Source organism: Lentilactobacillus kisonensis DSM 19906 = JCM 15041, assembly GCF_001434135.1.
In the GTDB taxonomy this organism is placed as follows: domain Bacteria; phylum Bacillota; class Bacilli; order Lactobacillales; family Lactobacillaceae; genus Lentilactobacillus; species Lentilactobacillus kisonensis.
Genome location: NZ_AZEB01000016.1, coordinates 47,446 through 63,654, shown reverse-complemented (window position 1 = coordinate 63,654; position 16,209 = coordinate 47,446). Strand labels below are relative to the sequence as shown.

14 protein-coding genes are annotated in these 16,209 nt (G+C 42.8%); 12 read left to right on the top strand and 2 right to left on the bottom strand.

The features are described 5' to 3' along the window. The 3 genes from FC98_RS09050 to FC98_RS09040 all read left to right on the top strand — a co-directional run. Nucleotides 1-946, top strand: a 946-nt coding sequence (locus FC98_RS09050) for an RNA-guided endonuclease TnpB family protein (protein WP_056949467.1), incomplete at its 5' end; no start/stop codon positions are given. Between the two features lie 157 nt (nucleotides 947-1,103). Next, complete coding sequence (locus FC98_RS09045; protein ID WP_040471672.1) at nucleotides 1,104-2,270, top strand: trans-sulfuration enzyme family protein; 1,167 nt, start codon at nucleotides 1,104-1,106, stop codon at nucleotides 2,268-2,270. Between the two features lie 379 nt (nucleotides 2,271-2,649). After that, nucleotides 2,650-3,651, top strand: coding sequence for a ketopantoate reductase family protein (locus FC98_RS09040; RefSeq protein WP_054655201.1), 1,002 nt, complete (start codon nucleotides 2,650-2,652; stop codon nucleotides 3,649-3,651). Here FC98_RS09040 and FC98_RS09035 read toward each other — a convergent pair. After that, nucleotides 3,639-4,481: a prephenate dehydratase gene (locus FC98_RS09035; RefSeq protein ID WP_056949466.1), complete on the bottom strand. Its 843-nt coding sequence runs from the start codon at nucleotides 4,479-4,481 to the stop codon at nucleotides 3,639-3,641. The genes FC98_RS09040 and FC98_RS09035 overlap by 13 nt on opposite strands. 628 nt (nucleotides 4,482-5,109) lie before the next feature. On the opposite strand from FC98_RS09035, the gene FC98_RS09030 reads away from it, so the two are divergent. From FC98_RS09030 to FC98_RS08995, 9 genes are all read left to right on the top strand, one after another. After that, entirely contained in the window at nucleotides 5,110-6,042 is a 933-nt protein-coding gene (locus FC98_RS09030; protein WP_056949465.1) for an alpha/beta hydrolase, read from the top strand. A gap of 543 nt (nucleotides 6,043-6,585) precedes the next feature. After that, nucleotides 6,586-8,340 carry a pyruvate oxidase gene (gene spxB, locus FC98_RS09025; protein ID WP_054655199.1) on the top strand — a complete coding sequence of 585 codons (1,755 nt, stop codon included), beginning with the start codon at nucleotides 6,586-6,588 and terminating at the stop codon, nucleotides 8,338-8,340. Between the two features lie 355 nt (nucleotides 8,341-8,695). Then, entirely contained in the window at nucleotides 8,696-9,169 is a 474-nt protein-coding gene (locus tag FC98_RS09020) for a hypothetical protein (RefSeq protein WP_008857255.1), read from the top strand. 294 nt (nucleotides 9,170-9,463) lie between these two features. Then, a complete protein-coding gene (locus tag FC98_RS14705) occupies nucleotides 9,464-9,601 on the top strand; it encodes a hypothetical protein (protein ID WP_156637270.1) in 138 nt (45 codons plus the stop codon). Nucleotides 9,602-9,662: 61 nt separating this feature from the next. Next, nucleotides 9,663-12,182, top strand: coding sequence for a DUF5776 domain-containing protein (locus FC98_RS14700; protein ID WP_162254961.1), 2,520 nt, complete (start codon nucleotides 9,663-9,665; stop codon nucleotides 12,180-12,182). Nucleotides 12,183-12,298: 116 nt separating this feature from the next. After that, nucleotides 12,299-13,054 carry an SDR family NAD(P)-dependent oxidoreductase gene (locus FC98_RS09010; RefSeq protein WP_040471668.1) on the top strand — a complete coding sequence of 252 codons (756 nt, stop codon included), beginning with the start codon at nucleotides 12,299-12,301 and terminating at the stop codon, nucleotides 13,052-13,054. Nucleotides 13,055-13,069: 15 nt separating this feature from the next. Then, nucleotides 13,070-13,615: a DUF6933 domain-containing protein gene (locus FC98_RS09005; protein ID WP_008857244.1), complete on the top strand. Its 546-nt coding sequence runs from the start codon at nucleotides 13,070-13,072 to the stop codon at nucleotides 13,613-13,615. Between the two features lie 138 nt (nucleotides 13,616-13,753). After that, nucleotides 13,754-14,623 carry a DegV family protein gene (locus FC98_RS09000; RefSeq protein WP_008857243.1) on the top strand — a complete coding sequence of 290 codons (870 nt, stop codon included), beginning with the start codon at nucleotides 13,754-13,756 and terminating at the stop codon, nucleotides 14,621-14,623. A 54-nt stretch (nucleotides 14,624-14,677) separates the two neighbouring features. Then, nucleotides 14,678-15,148, top strand: a complete 471-nt coding sequence (locus FC98_RS08995) for a DUF1836 domain-containing protein (RefSeq protein WP_008857242.1) — start codon at nucleotides 14,678-14,680, stop codon at nucleotides 15,146-15,148. Nucleotides 15,149-15,229: 81 nt separating this feature from the next. Here FC98_RS08995 and FC98_RS08990 read toward each other — a convergent pair whose 3' ends face one another. Beyond that, complete coding sequence (locus tag FC98_RS08990; RefSeq protein ID WP_054655191.1) at nucleotides 15,230-16,204, bottom strand: 2-hydroxyacid dehydrogenase family protein; 975 nt, start codon at nucleotides 16,202-16,204, stop codon at nucleotides 15,230-15,232. Between the last annotated feature and the right edge of the window lie 5 nt (nucleotides 16,205-16,209).

The following is a 16,209-nucleotide window of genomic DNA, read 5'->3' as shown; positions in this document are numbered from 1 at the left end:
CCCTTTTCTTAAACAAGCTGAATCAACATCTCTACTACATGTATCAAGAGACTTACATCACGCTTACCAAAAGCTATTCAAAGAACATAAAGGACACCCAAAATTTAAATCACGTAAGTTTCCTAAGCAAAGCTATCAATCTAATTCAGTCAATGGAAATATCAATCAAGTGGACAACTCCCATTTGAAACTACCAAAGGTTGGTTTTGTACGTTTTAAATCAGGTAGAAAAGTAACTGGAAAGATTAAGAACGTCACTATCTACTTATCTTCAACTGGTAAATATTATGCAATGGTCTTAGTAGATACAGAGATTAAAGAACTACCTAAGGCCAATAATTCTGTTGGACTTGATATGGGTGTAGCAGACCTGATGATTACCAGTGATGGGGTTAAATACCCTACTATTCGCTTTGATAAGATTTTAGCTAAGAAAAAACATTACTGGGAAAAATGCTTGTCCAGACGTCGGTTACAAGCTCAAAAGGAAATTGCTTGGGATAAGCACAACAAAGCGTTAGTGCCAAGAGAGCTTTCTGATTTTAAAAACTACCAGAAAGCTAGATTGATGGTTGCCAAATACTCTGAGAAGATAGCTAACCAGCGCAACAATTATCTCCATCTACTAACTAAGCAATTGGTGAAGCAGTATGACGTGATTAAGATTGAAGATTTGAAAACCAAAAATCTCATGAAAAACCGTAAGCTCGCTAGAGCCATTGCAAATCAGTCTTGGAGAGAGCTTCGTTCTCAGCTTCAATATAAGTGCGATTGGTATGGAAAACAGTTGGTCACTGTTAATCCCAGAAAAACTTCTCAAATCTGCTCCAGTTGTGGATATGATGACGGTAAGCACACTTTGGATATTCGGCAGTGGACTTGTCCTAATTGTGGGATTAACCACGACAGAGACATCAACGCCGCTAAGAATATGCTAAGTGCTTAGAAACGCAAGACTAAATCGGGCTGGGACAGCCCTTAGTAAATAGCTGTAACCTCTATCTAGCATTCAAAGAATGATAGACAAGTATGTGGTGTTCCTAGAAGCTCGTTACTTTAGTGACGAGTAGTTCACTTTGTACGCACAGGAAAGGATGATTGCGATGTCAGAATTTGATACGAAACTAGTTCATGGGAAGCCAGAAAACGATAACCGGACGGGGGCTGTTAATGTGCCGATTTATAATTCATCGACTTATATTTATCCGAGCGCTGATGCCAAGGTAACCTTTGATTATGAGCGGTCAGGCAATCCCACCCGTCATTATTTGGAAAACCAGTTAGCTATTCTTGAAAATGGGGTTCAAGGGTTTGCGTTTTCATCGGGCTCAGCGGCTATTCACGCGGTTTTATCCATATTCTCTCCAGGCGATCATCTAATCATCAGTAAGACCATTTATGGGGGAACCTTTAGAATCATCAATGAGTTTTTCAAGCGCTGGCAACTCGAATTTACTGCCGTTGACACGCAAAATATTGACGAAGTTAGGGCGGCTATTCGGCCAAATACCAAAGCCATTTATTTTGAAACCTTCTCTAATCCGTTACTTCGTGTAACCAGCGTTAAGGCAGTTTCTCGCCTGGCCAGACAACACGGCATTTTGACCATTGTCGATAACACGTTTTTGACGCCCTACCTACAGCGGCCATTGGATCTAGGGGCAGATATCGTGATTCACTCGGCGACTAAATATCTTGGGGGTCACTCTGACGTTGTTGCTGGCGTGGCGGTTGCTAAGGATCAAAGAATTGCGGACAAAATTTACTTTAACCAAAATAGCATTGGGGCGACATTATCGCCAGAAGACTGTAGCTTGATTAGACGGGGGATTCAGACGCTAGCCGTTAGAATGGATCGTCACTTAAGTAACGCTAAGAAAGTGGTTCAGTTTTTGCAAAAGCGGCCAGAGATTGCCAGAATTTATTATCCGGGCATTGATAGCAGTCGGGATCACGAAATTGCCCGTCAAGAAACCAATGGGTATGGTGGGATTATTTCATTCGAATTAAGGGATGGGATTGATGCAACTGAGTTTGTGGATAATCTTCACTTGATTCAGCTGGCTGTCAGCCTCGGTGCCGTGGAGAGCCTAATTGAGCTGCCATACAAAATGACCCACGCGGAGTTATCGCGAGAGGAACAATTGAAAGCGGGAATTACCCATCATTTAATTAGATTATCCGTTGGCATTGAGGATCCCAACGATCTAATTGCCGACTTAACACAAAGTCTTAACTTGGTCGCTGAAAAAACAAAAGTGATCAATTAATCTTAAATTGGGTGTTGACAATTAAAATTAGATGAGTTAGATTATAGCCACATTAAAATTTGATTGGAATTAAATGCAGTGACGAGGAGAGTAACTTGGCTGAACTATTTCAGGGAGTCCCAGATAAGTGAGAAGGGATAATGGTTGGCTGAGCGAAAGTAACCTCTAAGCAGTAGATGCGAAGTGATGAGTATCTATGGTGTGCACCCCTTAAAGTGCCAGTGTATCGCCGACCTTGGCCGTACATGATGAGACGGTTTGTGTGAGCAAATCGTAAATAAAGGTGGTAACACGCATAAAGCGCCCTTGATCTTATGAAAAGATCAGGGGTGCTTTTTTAATCAAGTTTAATTAACTATGAAATGGAGAGTGATTGTTTATGAAATTTGCAATGATTGGTGCAGGCGCAATGGGGTTACGTTATGGTATTTTACTACAAGAGGCCGGTAATGATGTCACATTTATTGATACATGGCAGCCACATATTGATAAGATCCGTGAACAGGGCGGCGTTTATCAGATGCGGGATCATCAAGATCGGCATTTAGTAAAAATCAAGTTGGAAACTCCTGAATCTTATAATGGTGATCCAGATATGCTGATCTTTTTCACGAAGCAAATGCAGTTAAACGAATACTTGAGACGGTGCGCGCATTTCTTCAATGATCGCCAATATGCCTTTACCTGCATGAATGGGATGGGTCACATTGAAAAGCTTCAGAAATACTTTGCTGATGACAAGATCATTGGCGGGACGGCATTGATTGCCACCGTTCTTCCTGGTCCGGGTGAAGTTGACTTTATGGGCAAGCGGGGCGCCGGCAAGTTGAATATGTGCCCGTTAACTGAAAATCCCGATGAGATGACCCACCGCTTGTTCGACGAGTTACAGAAAGCCAAAATGAACCCTACCCTCACCGATGACTTCACTGGGACGCTGATGACTAAGGTTATTTTCAATTCTGTTATTAACACTATCTGTACTATGTTTGAAATTCCAATGGGTGAATTTGGTAACTTCCCGGGGGCTAACGACATGGCTCGCCAGTTGATCGACGAGGCTTACGATATTTGTGCCCGCGCCGACATCCATTTGGTTTCCAGTCGCCAAGAAGAAATACACGCGATTGATATTAATACCCGAATTGACATGCCACTGCACTATCCATCAATGTATCAGGATATGACCAAAGATCGGCCAACGGAAGTTGATTACATTAACGGCTATATTGCGGCCCTCGGCAGAAAATATCATTATGAAGCTAAGACCCACCTCTTCGTTACCCAAGCAGTTCATCTAGCAGAATTTCATCGTCAAAATTTGGCCAAGCAACGGGCAATTAAGGCGCGGCAGGCAGAACGACAAGCTCAAACGGCATAATAGCCAAGTGGATGGACCTGATAGCTTGAAGTGAGTTCTTGTAACGTCGTAAAGAGCGCCTCCTGTTGATTACGATTGCCAGACACTTCAAGGTAGAAGGAATAGACACCGAGTTTAGATTTTGTAGGTAGTGACATGATGGTTATCAGGTTTAAATCGGCTTTAGCAAAATAGCCTAGGATGTCGTATAACGTACCAGGCTGATCATTAACTGCGGGGGTGATAAACAAAGGTGCTTTGAAACGTTCTGCGGTCAAGGATGTTTGGGAAAGTTCAACTAAATTAGCGGGGTTGGCCTTAAAAATAATGAACCGGGTGCTGTTATCTGCCTGATCGGCAACGTTATTCTGTTTTAAGGCAACGGAGACTTCAGCTAATTGAGATTGGGGAATGATCGCGGCGTCTCCCAAGTCACCGACTTGAAATTTCTCTAACGAAATCATATTAGAAGATGTTGTGATGATTTGCGCACTAGGTAAGCTACTTAATAATTTCTGACATTGACCCTCTGTCTTAAATTGCACATAAATTCGTTTGATTTTACTTAAATTGTCAACGTTTGCCACGAGCCCGAAATCGACTGGAATCGTGATTTCGCCAATTTCCGTAACGGCGGCGGTTTGCAAACGTTGAAGCGTTGCGGACACATAACCATCAAGCTGATTTTCCAACGGTAATAAGCCAATATTATCACCAGAAACGGCTTGATAAACTTGATCAAAAGTGGGGTGGTAGTCAAGGGTGACGTTAGCATATGGCTGGGTTTTTAAGTACGCTTTAGCGGCCGCGTCGGTAAATGTACCCTCGGGGCCAAGAACTGAAAGTTTCATGGCAAAGCTCCTTTGAGTGAATTCTTGATCTTAGTATCTCACATAGAATGCTAATAATATAGAAACAAACTATCAATTGTGTGCTTCAAGCCGTTTGAGAAGGTGAAAATACCTTGCGGGTTTGAAGCACTTTTTTGGATGACGGATGATTGTTTGGGGTGAGTTGAGGGGGATTAGGACGGCTGCGTAAAGCAGGGATCTGCGCGTAAGCACCTATACCAAAAATCCCAGACCCGGGAATTTCCGGTATAGGAGACTTACACTCCGATCCCTAACCGCTTTGCTCCGCTCACTATATTAGGACCGCTCCACAAAGCAAAAGCCTGCATATAAGAACCTTCCGAAAAAATCCCCCAAAACCAGGGATTCTTTCAGAAGGAACTTATATTTCGGCTTTTAACCGCTTTGTTACGCTCACTATACTAGGACAGCTGCGCAAAGCAGAAACTTCCACATAAGCACCTTGGGCAAAAATTCCAAACCCAGGAATTTCTGCCCAAGGAGACTTATGTTCCAGTTTCTAACCGCTTTGCTCCGCTCACTTTTAAATTACAGTAAAGTTGTTTGACTTGCATCACTCAAATAACTAATATAACCAGTATCACAAAAAAGGAGTTCGAGTAAATTGATGAAGATGCCATCGTTAAAGCCATTATTAATTCCGCTAACGGCAATTACTGCTGGGAGTGCGTTTGTTAGTTATAAGTTATTTAATTTTGCATTTAAGCGCGTCGACTACGTTCCCGAAACTTCGAAAGAAAAACAGAAGTACGCGGATCAATATTATGAATACGTCGACTGGTTTCATTCAGTTCCCTCGGAAGAATGGTACTTAAATGCGGATGATCCTAATAAAAAGATGGTTGCCACCTTTATTCCCGCTGAAGAAGTAGCGAAAAAGACTGTCATTATTGCGCATGGTTACAAGGGCAATCGGGAGACAATGGCGAATTATGCCAAGATGTTTTACGACATGGGATTCAATGTGTTAACCCCAGATGACCGTGGTCATGGTGATAGTGCAGGGGCATACATTAACTTCGGTTGGTTAGACCGGCTTGACTATCTTAAATGGATTGACCGGGTCATTAAGCACGTTGGCGAGGATAGCCAGATCCTGTTGTTCGGTGTCAGCATGGGTGGTGCCACGATGGAAATGCTATCGGGGGAGCACCTGCCGGATCAGGTTAAAGCCATTGTTGCCGATTGTGGCTATTCAAGTATCAAGGGTGAAGTGACCTATTTATTGAAACGCCAATATCATTTGCCGGAATACCCGGTGGAACCAATGGTTAGCGAAATCAATAAGCGCGCGGCCGGATTTGGACTGGAAAGTGCATCGTCTGTTAAGCAGCTGGAAAAGAACCAGCGGCCAATTTTATTTATTCATGGTGAGAAGGATGTTTACGTGCCGGCAAAGATGGCTTACGAAAACTATCGAGCGACTCATGCGCCAAAACAAATTTGGATTGTTAAAAACGCTACTCATGCGGAAAGCTTTTGGAAAGATCCTAAAGCGTACCAGAAGCGTATTGAAGAATTCTTGAGCACCTATATGTAAAGTGAGCGGATCCAGGCGTTTAGAAACCGGAGTGTGAGTCTCCTCCGAGGGAAATTCCCGATTCTGGAATTTTTCTCGGAGGTGCTTACGCGCAGGCTCCTGCCTAGTGTAGCACGTTTCCGCCATGCACTGGTGCTTGCCAAGTGGTGCAGACTACTGCTTTGCGAAGCGGCCCTAATCCCTATATTTAGAGAAGTTTGTCCAGTAGCTACCTACAAATTTACGTTCTGTATTTTTTTTCAAATGCACCTGTCATGAAACAACCACCAAATATATTGGAAACGGAAAAATATCCAAACTCAAAAATGACCACTGAAGACCCAGTCCAGTAGTCATTTTTTGTACATATGATGGCGCAATTGTCTGCCAAATTTGATGAAGTTAGATGTAATTAAACTTTCACACTTTGTGACCCTACTAACTTATCAAAAGTAAGTCTAAATGTTAGCATTTTGTTTTCTTAAGATTATACTTAATAGGTGAACAACTAAATAACAACAATGGAAGCGCTTGTGGTTATTTGGATAAAAAGGAGATATTGCTATGACTAAGATGATTGCAGGACAAGCTTTGGTAAAGGTACTTGAAGACTGGGATGTTGATCATGTCTACGGAATTCCTGGTGGTTCGATCAACCATACCGTTGAAGGGCTCTATCTTGAAAAAGATAAGGTGAAATACATTCAGGTACGTCATGAAGAGGTTGGTGCGATTGCGGCATCAGCTGACGCAAAGTTCACCGGCAAGGTTGGGGTTGCGTTTGGATCAGCTGGTCCTGGTGCTACTCATTTATTTAATGGCTTGTACGATGCTAAAATGGATCACGTTCCTGTTTTAGCCTTAATCGGACAAGTTCCCCAGGCCGCAATGAACACCAACTACTTCCAGGAAATGGATGAAGTCCCGATGTTCAGCGACGTCTCCGTTTATAACAAACAAGTGACAACTGCGGATCAAATTCCTTACGTGGTTAATCAAGCAATCAAGGAAGCTTATCGTCAAAAGGGCGTTGCGGTCGTTCTCTTGCCAGAAAACTTAACCGCAGAAGAGATTGGTTATGAGCCAACTAGAACCCCATTGACGGTTGCGGACGATTTTAAGCAGACCGTTGATCCATCAGCAGTTACGGATACGCTGAAGATGATCAAAGAAGCTAAACGCCCATTAATTTATGCTGGCCGTGGCTTACTTGGTGCCCGTGATACATTGACCAAGTTCTCGGAACAGTTCAATATTCCCGTTATGAATAGTGTTCCGGCAACTGGGGTCATCAGTACAGATCATCCTAACTTTATTGGCACAACTGGCCGGCTTGGAACGAAGTCAGGGTTTGAGGCCATTCAAAATGCCGATTTAATCCTGTTCTTGGCTTCTGAGTATCCATTCGCAAACTTCTGGCCACAGAATACGAAGATTATTCAGGTTAATAACAATTCTTACGATATTGGTAAACGAATCGATGTTGACTACGCGGTAATTTCTGATGCCGAGAGTTACTTACAAGCTTTAATTGATACCGGTGAGAGCCGGCCAAAGGATACTTGGCTTGAAGCTAACCAAGAGAACAAACAGAATTGGGATAAATGGATTGAAAAGCTGGCTGATGATGACAGTGATGGCTTAAATGCTGAGTCAGTTACGAAGAAGATTGCTGAAATGGCTGGGCCAAACGATACTTACGCCGTTGATACTGGAAACGTATCGGAGTGGAGTGTTCGGGGCCTGCAAATGAATAAGAATCAGCGATTTGCTATTTCTGGTTTATTTGCAACCATGGGCTTTGGTGTTCCTGGTGGCTTAGCCGGTGCTTTGAGTGTTCCAGAGGGTCAGGCATGGTCACTGTCTGGTGATGGTGGCTTCTCAATGGTCAGCCAAGATATCATTACGGAAGCCCGTTATGGCTTGCCAGTTATTAACGTCGTCTTCTCAAATGACCGATTTGGTTTCATTTGGTATGAACAGATGCAAACTAAGCAGCACTTCTACGGTGTTGACTTGACCGACGCTGATTGGGCTAAAGTTGCTGAAGGACTTGGTGGAATTGGCTTTACGGTTAAGAACATCAAGGATCTTGATGAAGTCTTTGCTAAAATTAAGGACCTTCAAGCCAATGGTAACAAGAAGCCAATCGTGATTGATGCTAAAATCAAGCAGGACGATCCCGTTGCAACGGCCTTTATGCCATTGGATCCAAAGGCATTTGGTGAGGATACTGCTGATGCATTTGCAAAGCAATATCACATCAACCGAAAGGAACAACCATCCTTAGGTGAGATCCTTCGTGGGAAAGAATCATAATTAAACAGTGCCGCGGCCATTGGTGCCGTGTTTAATCCGATGACCGTAACATAACAACTCTACACTTTGAAAGGGCTGGGGTAAGTGGAAAACTTGCCTCAGCCTTTTTTGTGATTGGGATAATGTTACAAATGTTACAAAGATTAACCTATTAATGGTGGTCGGAATTTCCGAACGATAACCTTTGTGAATCGTTGCTATATTGCCCTTGTAATAGGGATTTACATGATTGATACATGTTGTGTTACCGGTTGCTTAACTTTTTATTAAGAGGCGCTATATTACAGCAATGTTTCGTTGACTTTAAACTGTAACGTGGCATAATGAACTCATCCAATTAAGGGAGGGTATTATTATGAAAAAATTCGCAACTATGATTACTGTCGCTTCACTTGCATTGCCATTAGCTCTCGCTGCGCCATTTGCAGTAACTTCAGCATTACCTGCTGCTAATGCCGCAACAACGACAACTAAGGCACCTGCTAAGAAGGCTGCTACGACAACTACTAAGAAATCTGCCGCAACTACTAAGACAACAGCTACTAAGGGCGTAACTTATACAATTGCTAAGAACGGTGTTAAGAACTTCAAAGCACAAAGTTATCACATCAAAGCAAACGTTAACGTTTATAAAGGTTTCTTCTATGCTGATGCTGGTAAGGTAACATTCACTAAGAAGGGTGTTCTAAAGGGCGGCGTTACATATAAAGTCACCCGTTCAGTTGCCGTTACCAAGGGTAGCAAGACAAGCACATTCTTGTACGTAAAGGGTCAAGGCTATGTTTCAGCAGCTCAAATGACTAAAGGTGCTTACATGCAAGCTGACTAGTGATTAAAAATTAGTATTAATATGAGCTTCATCCTTCAATGAATCGGTCAATGACAATTAACGTTGTCGTTGGCCTTTTTGCGGAGCGGTCCTGATCTATGTAATTGAGAAGCCTGATGCCAGAAATCCCTGGGTCTGGGATTTTTGGTGGCGAAAGCCTAAGTGTAAGCGAAGTTCCCTGTGCATTGTTGGCTAATTTGTAAGCGCTTATGATAGAATGAAATTGTTCATAAGTTACAAGTAGGTATTGTTACGATATCTATCAGCATTTACAATTTGAGGGGGAATTTTGTCATGGATAATATTAGTTATCATCGAGGAGCAAAACTGCACGGGGTGATCAAGATTGTCATGGTTGCGATTGCAACAGTTTTGTTTTCTCTATCGTTTAATATGATGGGGGGGGGGGCAGCAGAGCGCTCTAGCCGCTGATTTTAATAGGACGAGCGCAGCCGCTGATCAAAGTATTGATGAATGGATGCCGGATAAGAATTTGCAATATCTTGTACTAACTGAATTACAAATGAAAGATGTTCAAGTTGATGGTAGTAATATTTCGTCTGCTAGTCAAATAACGAAGCAAATGTTGGCAGATGATTTAACTTCATTAAGAACGGACAGAAATGATAGCGATGATCCGACAGGGCAGAGTGTTCAGTATGATAATCGTGATTATTATAATGCGGTTATGGCTGTTCAAAATCTTGATGGGTTGCAGTATGCAACAAATTTGGTCAATATTGAAGTTTCACCAAATACAGACGCTCAATCTGAATGGGACGGTGCATTTCCCAATGCAAAACTTTCTGATATTAGTGCCTTAGCAGGATTAACTAAGTTAGCTACTGTTAACATTTCATTAACCAGTGTTCATGATATTAGCGCTTTAAAAGGTAAAAGACTGGTATCTAAGGATCCTAATAATGGCATGGTGACTGACTTAAGTCACAACGAGATCACTGATATTTCACCACTTCAGGATACCCAAGGTACGCTGCCGGCTTGGCTTACTATTGGCTATCAGGCATACATTCTACCGACGATCACCTTAAATAAGAAGGTTACCAGTCTTGTGACACCATCGTTTATTATCAAAAATATTGATGACCAAAACGTACCAATTACACCTTACTATAATGATGCTTCTCAAAATGATTGGTTTAGTGAATATACTAGTACTGCTAACGGCGGGGCAATTGATAATCCTCAACAGCAACTTACTTGGACCGATTTAAAAGCTAGTACAATTATTCCCGGTGGACAGACTGGTGGTTATTTAACAGCTTATTGGAGTGATAAACTGTTTGGCGAAAGTGGCTATCCGTATGATGGTGTGGTTATTCAACCATTCATCTTTAGCGACACGGTTGGTAACATTAACGTTAACTTCAAAAATGATGCAGGTCAGTATATTTACGGTCAGCAAACGCTCTCTGGTACAATTGGAGACAGCTTCAACTATAAGTTAGCTTCAGATAATAAAACATTAGCTGATCCAAGTTCTACCCAAAACAACCAGAACGTTAATGGGATTCTTAAAAATCTCGAAAATAGCTACGGGTATAATTACGTGACCGTTAGCGGTCCAGCTGATGCAAAGTATTCCGAACCAGATGCAACGACCAATGCGCTTTCGGAAATTACTTATACGCTGAGTAATAAGAAAGCGCCCGTTGCTGCGCGACCAGTAACAATTAAATATCAAGATTCTGAGGGAACAAAACTTGCTGATGATGTAAATTTATCAGGTAGCGATAAAATTGCTGATGTTGACACGTTTACCACAACTAAGCCAACGAAGTTTAATGATCCATATCAAATGGATGATTATAAGCTGGATCAGATTCTTGTAAACGGAAGTCCCGCTCCAGCTGCAGATGTTAACATTAACGATGGCACGTATAAGGGAACGTATACTGACAGCGACCAAATGGTTACTTATGTATATTCCAAAATTCCTAAGACTCTGTTTAAAGTTAATTTTGTAGATGAAAATGGTCATGCTCTTACAATAAATGGCAAGACGTTTGATACTATTTCAGGTAATCCGGGTACACAGTGGACTTATACGATCCCTATTGCAAATGGTTATAACTTTGATCATTTAACGGTTGCTGCTGGCGGAGCAGTTCCAGTGCGTTCAAGTAACACATTATCTGGGAAGTATGGTGAAAACAGTAAGGATATTACTTTGGTTTACAAGAAGAACACCCCAACCCCACCTACTCCAGTAAATCCGGTTAACCCTGTCAATCCGGTTAATCCAACACCGACTCCAACGCCATCAACGCCGACAGTAACGACACAGCCAGCAACTCCCGGCATTGCCAAGAAAGGTGAAGCCGTCTACGCCTTGAAGAAGATCTATATGTACAGTAACAAGGACTTCAAGCAGAGTGAACGAGTTGCTAGTTACGCTAAGAAGCCGCGGATTAACCGACCGATGTTTGTGGTAACAGATTATGCGACCTCCAAAGCCGGTAACTTGCGGTACGTGGTTCGTGATGTGAACCATCACAGCAAGACTGCTGGTAAGAAGGGATACATCACTGCTGATTATGCGTTTGTTCGACCAGTTTATTACCACAGTTCTCACAAGACACTAACGGTGATCAACCCCCGTGGTGTCAACGAGTACAAAAACAAGAACTTGACGAGCAAGGTTAAGAACTTTAAGCAAGGCACCCAACTTAAGGTGAAGGGCTTTGTGAAACACAACTTAACTACCCGTTATCTCCTGAGTAGTGGTCATTATATTACCGGAAACCGCAAACTTGTGATTGCTGGTAACCAGAAGCAGCCTAAGCAAATCAAGGTTAAGAAAGCTATTTACCGTTACAACAATGCTAACTTCAGTAAACGTACGAAGCACATCAAGAAGGGTACCGTCTTGAAAGTCAAGAAGTGGGAGTACTCACATCCATACTCGACTACGACCTTTGGTGCTAAACGTTATGCGGTTACTGGCGGTTATGTGACTGCTAATAGCAAGTATGTCAAGATCATTAAATAATATTGGAGAGAACCAATCAGTTAAATCAGCTGGTTGGCTTTTTCTATTTAAATGGGCAAATTACTAGGGCTTTCCATGGTAGAATGGCCATGAACTTTATATTGGAGATGATAATCATGGCAAATAGAAATCAGCTTTTGACATTAATCACGGGTGCTGACAAAGGAATTGGCTTTGAGACGGCAACCAAACTTGGTGAAGCTGGGCAGCATGTTTTACTTGGAGCTCGCAATGCTGAGAAAGGGCAACGAGCAGTTGATCGATTAAGAAGTCAAGGATTTGTCGTTGATTTGGTTGTCGTGGATGTGACTGACAAGCAAGGGATTGACCAAGCTGCCACGAAAATTGACGATGAATTTGGTCATCTGGACATCCTTATTAACAACGCAGGAATTGCCTTGGACAATCACGAGAAGGCTTCAAAACTCTCGACTGCTATCATGCGAAAGGAGTTTGACGTTAACTTTTTCGGCTTGATAGACGTGATTCAGGCTTTTCTACCATTGCTGCAGAAAGCAAAGTCCGCTAAGATTATCAATCTTTCGAGTAATATGGGGTCGTTGGGGCTGGCTACTGACCCGCAGTCCCAGTTTTATAACGTTAATTCGTTGGGCTATCAGGCCTCTAAAGCTGCGGTTAACTTTGCCACGATTTGTTTCGCGAAGGAATTGGCAGGGACTAACGTGACGGTTAATTCAGTTAATCCTGGTTGGACGGCGACTGGATTTGGCGGCCGCAACCTCAATGAACCAACTCCGGCAGGGATGCAGACACCAGCAGAAGGAGCTGAGCAAATCGTGAAGCTAGCAACGGATTCCAAGAATGTGATGACTGGTACGTTCACCGAAAGTGGCGGGACATTACCTTGGTAAGGGGAGAAAATCTAAATGATTATTAATCCAACAAAGAAGGCCTTGCCGATTTTTTCTAAATTACCCAAGGTTGGTGACAGGGAGGCTGGCAAACAGGAAAGCGGCGACTATCCATTCTTCTCGTGGACAGCCAATTATTTCAATTTTGATCGGAAGAAAATTGTGGTGTTAATCAACGAGCTCACCTATTCACCGATTGTCTTGGTGGACATGAATGCGAAAAACCAAAAGCACATTTCAGAGTTATTCAAGGAAGGGTTGCGGCTTACGATGGCTCAAGCCGACATCGATTCCAAATATGTGAATCACTATTTGATTAAAATGGGACAGATTCGGGTTAACGCGGCATCAAACAAATCGATTCTCGGCAAATTGGGGCAGTATATTTTTCAACTAAAAGTCGCAATATCGTACTCTGATTACGACATTAATGATCAACGGTTGGCTGAAAAGATGACCAATTATTTGGCACAGTTAATCGTCAGAGGTGGTGAGGATGGCGATTATCGTCGGACTTCTGAGGCTCTGAAAACTGCGGTTACACAACATTTAACATCATAATTTCCAAAATATTCAAGGTTAGATTTCACACTAATCTTGGATATTTTGTCAGTCAATGGTATTGACAACTCACCAACGTAGTATAGAATACTACATAAATAGTATTTAAAACTACGTACCATAAAAAGGAGAAGTCACATGCCTGAGAAAATTGCGTTATTAGTTGATTCTGCTTCAGATGTCCCGCCAGAAACATTGAAAAAGTATGATAATATTGGGGTTGCCCCCATGTTGATTACGATGGCGGGCAAGGAGTATCGCGATAACGTGGATATCACCCCCGCAGAGTTTTACGATAAACTAGATGGGTTAGCTGAATTGCCAACAACCTCTGCGCCAACCCAGGGAAGCATTCAGGAACAAATCGACGCCTTAAAGGAACGCGGATTTGACCATTTCATTGGGATCACGATTTCGGCGAAGTTATCGGTTAGCTTTAGCTTATTTAACCAGGTGAGCCAGGAAAATGCCGGGGTTGAAATGGCAGTTATTAACACCAAAAATATTGGGATTGGTAGTGGCTTGTTTGCGGTGTATGCTGAGCAATTGATTGATGCGGGTAAGTCTTATGCTGAAATTATCGACCGGTTGAACGCCGCCGTTGCCAAAAGTCGGATTTTCTTTTACATTCCTAGCTTAAAATATTTACGTGCGGGCGGCCGAATTGGCAAGGTGGCTGGGCTAGTTGGATCACTATTAAAAATTAAGCCAGTGATCTCATGCGACCCCGATGGCGTTTATTTTCCAATCACTAAAGCCCGCACAGAACAGAAAGCGATTTTGAGAATGGTGAATTTAGCCGCGGAAGCCGCCAAAGAAGCACAAAGCGTTCGGATAGCCGTGGTAAATGGCGCTGACGAGTCACTGATGCAAAAAGTTGCTGAACAATTGCATCATTTGTTTCCATACGATAAAATCTACACAGGAAGTGTTTCCCCGGTACTGGGGGTCCATACCGGTCCGGGACTTGTTGGCATTGCCGTTCAAGTGGGTGACCAACTTAATTAAAGTGGGGAAGATAACGTGACCAGTAAGCAGAATTCAACATCAATTCGATTACCAATGTGGGATGAGCTCCCGACCTTGGATTTGCACTTAGACCAATTGTTGGCCCTTACCAATCAGTATTTAAGCCCGATTATTGGCAGTCAGATCACTAAGACAATGATGCATAACTATTTCAAGGCCAATATTATTGTGCCGCCAATTAAGAAGAAGTATTGGCGGACTCAGTTAGCTGGGGCAATTGTAGTCGGCTTATTGAAAAATATTTTCACACTTAACGAAATCAAAGTGGGGTTAAGGGCAATCTTAGCGGACAATTCACCTAAGGTTGGCTATAATCATTTTGTGATAATGTTTAACGAGCAGGCTGCCAAAGCTGGCACAGTTCCATCGGCGTTAAATAGTTTGGATTTGGAGTCAGCAGATACGTCGACAATTATGCAGTATGATGCGGTTCAATCGATCCTATTTTGGTTAGCAGCGAAGGCCAGATTGGCGGAAGCTTCAACTAAAAAAGTTAAAAAATAATACGATCCATACTAAAAACCCACCAGAGTTAACGTTACGTTAACCCTGGTGGGCTTTTGTGGATCAGTCGTTTTTTATTGCTTAATCCGTTACGCCATTTACCACGTAGTTTGGCTTGTCGCCATTGCTCATTGCAACGGTATTCTTGGCAACAATTTCTGCCATGGCGTCTCTGGCTTCTACCGTGGCATTGCCAATGTGCGGTGTCAAGATGACGTTCTTTAGTGATTTGAAGCCATCATCAACGTGGGGTTCCTTTTCGTAGACGTCCAGAGCGGCACCAGCAATTTCGTGATTTAAAAGGGCTTCATACAGGGCAGCTTCATCGATCACTGGTCCCCTAGAAGCATTGATGAGCATGGCACTATCTTTCATTGCCTTGAATTGGTCAGCGCCAATCATATGATGGGTGGCGGGGGTAGCAGGAACGTGTAATGTCAAGACGTCGGCGTTCTTAATGACTTCATCGACGGTCGCAAATTTGGCGCCTAGTTGCCCTTCAGTAGTTGAATCAAGAGGTTTGCGTTGGCTGTATAGGATGTTCATGTCAAAGGCGTGCATCCGTTTAGCAACTGCCTGGCCAATTTGTCCCATCCCAATGATACCCAACGTTTTGCCGGCCAGTTGATGGCCCAAGAAGAATAGGGGTGCCCAGCCGCTGAACCCTTCGTTACGCATTAATTTGTCACCTTCAACAATTCGGTGCGCTAAACTGATCATTAATCCGCAAGCGACTTCAGCAGTTGAAGTCGTTGAGACCTTAGGGGTGTTGGTAACGGGGATGCCCTTCGTCTTGGCGTGGTCAGTATCGATGTTATTAAAGCCAGCCCCATAGTTAGCAATTAACTTCAAATTTGGCGCGCTATTGATAACGTCCTTGTCGACTTGGGTTGAGAGCGGCGTAATCAAGAAGTCTTTATCCGCTACCCGCTTGATTAGTTCATCCTTAGTAATTAAAGCCTCACTGTCATCAAACACATCAATGTCTAATTGAGCTTCCTTTAAAATGTTTAACGCCTGCTCAGGAATTCTCCCGGCAATTAATACTTTAGCCATAATCC

Coding starts and splice junctions, on each gene's coding strand:
- FC98_RS09020 (WP_008857255.1), top strand. CDS start 8,696: ATGAAAAAATTCGCAACTATGATTACTGTCGCTTCACTTGCATTGCCA.
- FC98_RS09030 (WP_056949465.1), top strand. CDS start 5,110: ATGAAGATGCCATCGTTAAAGCCATTATTAATTCCGCTAACGGCAATT.
- FC98_RS08995 (WP_008857242.1), top strand. CDS start 14,678: ATGTGGGATGAGCTCCCGACCTTGGATTTGCACTTAGACCAATTGTTG.
- FC98_RS09010 (WP_040471668.1), top strand. CDS start 12,299: ATGGCAAATAGAAATCAGCTTTTGACATTAATCACGGGTGCTGACAAA.
- FC98_RS09045 (WP_040471672.1), top strand. CDS start 1,104: ATGTCAGAATTTGATACGAAACTAGTTCATGGGAAGCCAGAAAACGAT.
- FC98_RS09040 (WP_054655201.1), top strand. CDS start 2,650: ATGAAATTTGCAATGATTGGTGCAGGCGCAATGGGGTTACGTTATGGT.
- FC98_RS09005 (WP_008857244.1), top strand. CDS start 13,070: ATGATTATTAATCCAACAAAGAAGGCCTTGCCGATTTTTTCTAAATTA.
- spxB (WP_054655199.1), top strand. CDS start 6,586: ATGACTAAGATGATTGCAGGACAAGCTTTGGTAAAGGTACTTGAAGAC.
- FC98_RS08990 (WP_054655191.1), bottom strand. CDS start 16,204: ATGGCTAAAGTATTAATTGCCGGGAGAATTCCTGAGCAGGCGTTAAAC.
- FC98_RS14705 (WP_156637270.1), top strand. CDS start 9,464: ATGGATAATATTAGTTATCATCGAGGAGCAAAACTGCACGGGGTGATC.
- FC98_RS09000 (WP_008857243.1), top strand. CDS start 13,754: ATGCCTGAGAAAATTGCGTTATTAGTTGATTCTGCTTCAGATGTCCCG.
- FC98_RS09035 (WP_056949466.1), bottom strand. CDS start 4,481: ATGAAACTTTCAGTTCTTGGCCCCGAGGGTACATTTACCGACGCGGCC.